This window comes from Streptococcus sp. CF8-6 (assembly GCF_024295845.1).
In the GTDB taxonomy this organism is placed as follows: Bacteria; Bacillota; Bacilli; order Lactobacillales; family Streptococcaceae; genus Streptococcus; species Streptococcus oralis_BO.
In genome coordinates, this window is the sequence record NZ_JANCOF010000005.1 from 126956 (window position 1) to 133180 (window position 6225).

At 42.9% G+C, this 6225-nt stretch carries 5 protein-coding genes; all 5 read left to right on the plus strand.

Annotated elements, in window-relative coordinates; translation table 11 throughout:
* The 5 genes from NML69_RS08420 (at position 1) to NML69_RS08440 (ending at position 6146) form a co-directional block, all read left to right on the plus strand.
* A complete protein-coding gene (locus NML69_RS08420; RefSeq protein WP_254726331.1) occupies positions 1-1767 on the plus strand; it encodes an ABC transporter ATP-binding protein in 1767 nt (588 codons plus the stop codon).
* Between the two features lie 136 nt (positions 1768-1903).
* Positions 1904-2593, plus strand: a complete 690-nt coding sequence (locus NML69_RS08425) for a gamma-glutamyl-gamma-aminobutyrate hydrolase family protein (protein WP_000124758.1) — start codon at positions 1904-1906, stop codon at positions 2591-2593.
* Positions 2594-2761: 168 nt separating this feature from the next.
* A complete protein-coding gene (locus tag NML69_RS08430) occupies positions 2762-4111 on the plus strand; it encodes a glucose-6-phosphate isomerase (RefSeq protein ID WP_000018248.1) in 1350 nt (449 codons plus the stop codon).
* 127 nt (positions 4112-4238) lie between these two features.
* Positions 4239-5699 carry a glutamate--tRNA ligase gene (gltX, locus tag NML69_RS08435; protein WP_254726333.1) on the plus strand — a complete coding sequence of 487 codons (1461 nt, stop codon included), beginning with the start codon at positions 4239-4241 and terminating at the stop codon, positions 5697-5699.
* Between the two features lie 12 nt (positions 5700-5711).
* Complete coding sequence (locus NML69_RS08440; protein ID WP_254726335.1) at positions 5712-6146, plus strand: cytidine deaminase; 435 nt, start codon at positions 5712-5714, stop codon at positions 6144-6146.
* The last annotated feature ends 79 nt before the right edge of the window (positions 6147-6225 follow it).

Sequence of the window (6225 nt, forward strand, 5' to 3'; positions counted from 1 at the left end):
ATGAAAACCGTTCGATTTTTCTGGAATTATTTTAAAGTTTACAAGCTCTCCTTTGTTATTGTGATTCTGATGGTTGCAGTTGCGACGATTGCCCAAGCCCTCTTTCCAGTTTTTTCAGGTCAAGCAGTGACAGAGCTCGCTAACCTAGTTCTGGCTTATCAAAATGGGACTTCCGAACTAGCCTGGCAGAGTTTGTCAGCTCTGATGCTGAATCTAGCTCTGGTTGTCCTCGCCTTAGTGGTATCCAGTTTGATTTACATGACCTTGATGACCCGTGTGATTGCTGAGTCAACAAATGAGATGCGTAAGGGCCTTTTTGGTAAACTTTCTCGTTTAACGGTTTCTTTCTTTGACCGCCATCAGGATGGTGATATCCTTTCTCGATTCACGAGTGACTTGGACAACATCCTTCAAGCCTTCAATGAAAGCCTAGTTCAGGTCATGAGCAATATTGCTCTTTACATCGGTTTGATTTTTGTCATGTTTTCAAAGAATGTGACGCTAGCCCTGATAACAGTAGGCAGCACTCCAGTGGCCTTTCTCATGTTGGTCTTCATCGTGAAAATGGCCCGCAAGTACACCAATCTCCAGCAAAAAGAGGTTGGGAAACTCAACGCCTACATGGACGAGAGTATTTCTGGACAGAAAGCTGTTATCGTACAAGGAATTCAAGACGACATCGTAGCAGGCTTTGTGGAGCAAAATGAGCGCGTGCGCAAGGCGACCTTTAAAGGGAGAATGTTCTCAGGCATCCTCTTTCCAGTTATGAATGGGATGAGCTTGGTCAATACGGCCGTCGTCATTTTTGCAGGTTCTGCGGTCTTGTTGAACGATCCAAGTATCGAAACAACGACAGCCCTAGGTTTGATTGTCATGTTTACCCAATTTTCTCAGCAGTACTACCAGCCGATTATCCAGGTGGCTGCGAGTTGGGGAAGCCTCCAGTTGGCCTTTACTGGAGCAGATCGTATCCAAGAAATGTTCGATGCAGAAGAAGAGATCCGCCCGCAAAATGCACCATCCTTTACGGAATTACGAGAGGGCGTTGAAATCAGTCACATTGATTTCTCTTATGTGCCAGACAAGCCGATTTTGAAAGATGTCAGCATTTCAGCTCCTAAGGGGCAGATGATAGCAGTTGTCGGTCCGACTGGCTCAGGGAAAACGACCATCATGAACCTCATCAATCGTTTCTACGATGTGGATGCAGGCAGCATTTCCTTTGATGGCAAAGACATCCGTGACTACGACTTGGACAGCCTGCGGAGTAAGGTCGGTATTGTCTTGCAGGATTCGGTCTTGTTTAGCGGAACAATCCGAGACAATATCCGCTTTGGTGTGCCAGATGCCAGTCAGGAAATGGTCGAAGCAGCTGCCAAGGCAACTCATATTCATGACTATATCGAAAGCTTGCCTGACAAGTATGATACCCTTATTGATGATGAGCAAAATATCTTCTCGACTGGGCAGAAACAATTGATTTCCATCGCTCGAACCTTGATGACAGATCCCCAAGTCCTAATCTTGGATGAAGCGACTTCCAATGTCGATACCGTAACAGAAAGCAAGATTCAACATGCTATGGAGGCAGTTGTGGCAGGACGAACCAGTTTTGTTATTGCCCATCGTCTCAAGACCATCCTCAATGCCGATCAGATTATTGTCCTCAAAGATGGGGAGGTCATTGAACGTGGAAATCATCACGAGTTGCTCAAGCTCGGCGGTTTCTACTCAGAACTGTATCACAATCAATTTGTCTTCGAATAGAAAAGTTGTCCTTATTGGGCAGCTTTTTCTTATCCATAAAAAATACTTATCACGGTCTTTAAAAAAACATATTAGACAGGAAAGGGTTGGAGTGATAAGATAAGACTGTCGCAAGAAAATCGAAAGGAGACACATCATGGCTAGAACGGTTGTAGGAGTTGCTGCGAATCTATGTCCTGTAGATGCAGAAGGGAAAAACATTCACTCATCTGTATCCTGTAAATTTGCAGAGAGCATTCGTCAAGTCGGTGGTCTCCCTTTAGTAATTCCTGTAGGAGATGAGTCCATTGTGCGCGATTATGTGGAAATGATTGACAAACTCATCTTGACAGGTGGGCAAAATGTCCATCCTCAGTTTTATGGAGAGAAAAAGACTATTGAGAGCGATGATTACAACCTTGTACGCGATGAGTTTGAACTAGCCCTCTTGAAAGAAGCGCTTCGTCAGAATAAACCAATTATGGCAATCTGTCGTGGGGTTCAGCTGGTCAATGTTGCTTTTGGCGGCACTCTCCACCAAGAAATTGAAGGTCACTGGCAAGGCTTGCCTTTTGGAACATCTCATTCTATTGAGACAGTAGAAGGAAGCGTGGTGGCTAAGTTGTTTGGCAAAGAAAGTCAGGTCAACTCAGTCCATCGTCAGAGTATCAAAGATCTGGCACCTAATTTCCGTGTGACTGCTGTTGATCCAAGAGACCAGACTGTTGAAGCGATTGAGTCTGTCGACGAGCATCGTATTATCGGCTTGCAGTGGCACCCAGAGTTTCTGGTCAATGAAGAAGATGGCAATTTAGAACTATTTGAGTATTTATTAAATGAATTGTAACGGTTAGAATCTCTAGCCGTTTTTATTCGCCCTTTCAGATTTTTTATATTTTAGCAAATTTACGCAAACGTTTGAATTCTGATAAAAATTGGGCAAATTCAATAAAAAAGCTTGAAAAAATCGAAGGTAAGCGTTATGATAGAAAAGAAGAAATTTTGGAGGATTATCATGTCACATATTAAATTTGATTATTCAAAAGTTTTAGACAAATTTGTTGCTCCACATGAAGTGGAATACATGCAAGCACAAGTAACAGCTGCAGACGAATTGATTCGTAAAGGAACTGGTGCTGGTAGCGACTTTTTGGGTTGGTTGGACCTTCCTGAGAACTACGACCGCGAAGAATTCGACCGCATCTTGAAAGCTGCTGAGCAAATCAAATCAGACAGCGATGTTTTGGTTGTGATCGGTATCGGTGGATCTTACCTTGGAGCGAAAGCAGCCATTGACTTCTTGAACCACCACTTTGCGAACTTGCAAACAAAAGAAGAACGCAAAGCTCCACAAATCCTTTACGCAGGAAACTCAATCTCATCTACTTACCTTGCTGACTTGGTAGAGTACGTAGCTGACAAAGACTTCTCAGTAAACGTGATTTCTAAATCAGGTACAACAACAGAACCAGCGATCGCTTTCCGTGTCTTCAAAGAACTTTTGGTTAAGAAATACGGACAAGAAGAAGCTAACAAACGTATTTATGCTACAACTGACCGCCAAAAAGGTGCTGTTAAGGTTGAAGCAGATGCCAACGGTTGGGAAACATTTGTTGTTCCAGATGACATCGGTGGACGCTTCTCAGTATTGACCGCAGTTGGTTTACTTCCAATCGCAGCATCAGGCGCAGACATCAAAGCCCTTATGGAAGGTGCGAATGCAGCTCGTAAAGACTACACTTCAGATAAACTTTCTGAAAATGAAGCTTACCAATACGCAGCGGTTCGTAACATCCTTTACCGCAAAGGCTATGCAACTGAAATCTTGGTAAACTACGAGCCATCACTTCAATACTTCTCAGAATGGTGGAAACAATTGGCTGGTGAATCAGAAGGGAAAGACCAAAAAGGGATTTACCCAACTTCAGCAAACTTCTCAACTGACTTGCACTCACTTGGTCAATTTATCCAAGAAGGAACTCGTATCATGTTTGAAACAGTTGTCCGTGTTGACAAACCTCGTAAGAACGTGATCATCCCTACTTTGGAAGAAGACCTTGACGGACTTGGTTACCTTCAAGGAAAAGACGTTGACTTTGTAAACAAAAAAGCAACTGACGGTGTTCTTCTTGCCCACACTGACGGTGATGTGCCAAACATGTACGTAACTCTTCCAGAGCAAGACGCTTTCACTCTTGGTTATACTATCTACTTCTTCGAATTGGCAATTGCCCTTTCAGGTTACTTGAATGCCATCAACCCATTTGACCAACCAGGTGTTGAAGCTTACAAACGCAACATGTTTGCACTTCTTGGAAAACCAGGATTTGAAGAATTGAGCAAAGAGCTTAACGCACGTCTATAATAGAAGAAAAGAGTGGCTTGCCCACTCTTTTTACTCTCTTTATTTCTAGACATTGGACTCAGGCGAGACTTGTGATATAATATAGAAAGCAAAAAGGCAGACGCCTAGAGACTTTATAGGAGAAACTATGTCAAAAGATATTCGCGTACGCTACGCACCAAGTCCAACAGGACTCCTACACATCGGAAATGCCCGTACAGCATTATTCAACTACCTTTACGCACGCCATCATGGTGGAACTTTTATCATCCGTATCGAAGATACTGACCGTAAACGCCATGTTGAGGATGGAGAACGTTCACAGCTTGAAAATCTTCGCTGGTTGGGAATTGACTGGGATGAAAGTCCAGAAACTCATGAAAACTATCGCCAATCAGAGCGTTTGGAACTCTATCAAAAATACATCAACCAATTGCTAGCTGAAGGAAAAGCCTACAAATCTTACGTCACAGAAGAAGAGTTGGCAGCTGAACGCGAACGCCAAGAAGCAGCAGGTGAAACACCACGTTACATCAATGAATACCTTGGTATGAGCGAAGAAGAAAAAGCAACTTACATCGCAGAACGTGAAGCAGCCGGTATCATCCCAACTGTTCGTTTGGCTGTTAATGAATCTGGTATCTACAAATGGCATGATATGGTCAAAGGTGATATCGAGTTTGAAGGTGGCAATATCGGCGGTGACTGGGTGATTCAAAAGAAAGATGGTTACCCAACTTACAACTTTGCCGTTGTTATTGATGACCACGATATGCAAATCTCTCATGTTATCCGTGGAGATGACCACATTGCCAACACACCCAAACAGCTTATGGTTTATGAAGCTCTTGGGTGGGAAGCTCCAGAGTTCGGTCACATGACTTTGATTATCAACTCTGAAACGGGTAAAAAATTGTCTAAACGGGATACCAATACCCTTCAGTTTATCGAAGACTACCGTAAAAAAGGCTATTTGCCAGAAGCCGTCTTTAACTTTATCGCCCTTCTTGGCTGGAACCCAGGTGGCGAAGATGAAATCTTCTCTCGTGAAGAACTCATTAAACTTTTCGATGAAAACCGTCTCAGCAAGTCACCAGCTGCCTTCGATCAGAAGAAACTAGACTGGATGAGCAACGACTACATCAAGAGAGCGGAACTTGCCACTATCTTTGAAATGGCTAAACCTTATCTAGAAGAAGCAGGGCGTTTGACTGACAAATCTGAAAAAATGGTAGAACTCTACAAACCACAAATGAAATCAGTAGACGAGATTGTTCCACTGACAGATCTTTTCTTTTCAGATTTCCCAGAGTTGACAGACGCTGAGCGCGAGGTCATGGCAGGAGAAACCGTTCCTGTTGTTCTAGAAGCCTTCAAAGCAAAACTAGAAGCAATGACAGATGAAGAATTTGTGACAGAAAACATCTTCCCACAAATCAAAGCAGTTCAAAAAGAAACAGGTATTAAAGGGAAAAACCTCTTCATGCCGATTCGTATTGCTGTATCAGGTGAAATGCATGGACCAGAATTACCAGACACCATTTTCTTACTCGGACGTGAAAAGTCAATCCAGCATATTGAAAACATGCTGAAAGAGATTTCTAAATAAAAAGGACTTCCGATGGATACATGGGAAAAAATGTATGAAGAAGCACGAACCTTATACAATCCCCATGAAGTTTCTGACTTTGTTTATGCTAACCATGTTGTTGCTGCGGTAGAAGCAGAAAATGGTCAGATCTTCACAGGATTTTGTATGGAGGGAACTTGTGGCGTTTTTCATCTCTGTGCAGAACGAGCAGCTCTCTTCAATATGTATCAATTTTCAGGACAAACTAAAGTTAAGAAAATCCTCGCCTTTCGAGATAAACCTCCCTACGGCGAAGGATCAGGTATGCCCTGTGGCGCTTGCAGAGAATTTCTCTTAGAATTGAATGCTGAAAACAAAGAAGCAGAGTTCATGATGGACTACGAAACAAGAAAAACAATTAAGGTTGCCGAATTGATCCCTTACTGGTGGGGAGAGGAACGTGCAACTAATTGGCAAGATAAATAGAAGGGGTCAGTTTAACTGGCTCTTTTCCCTAATCTTTTCAGAATTTCGGTAAAGAGGAAAAAAGTCCTTGACAAAGGTA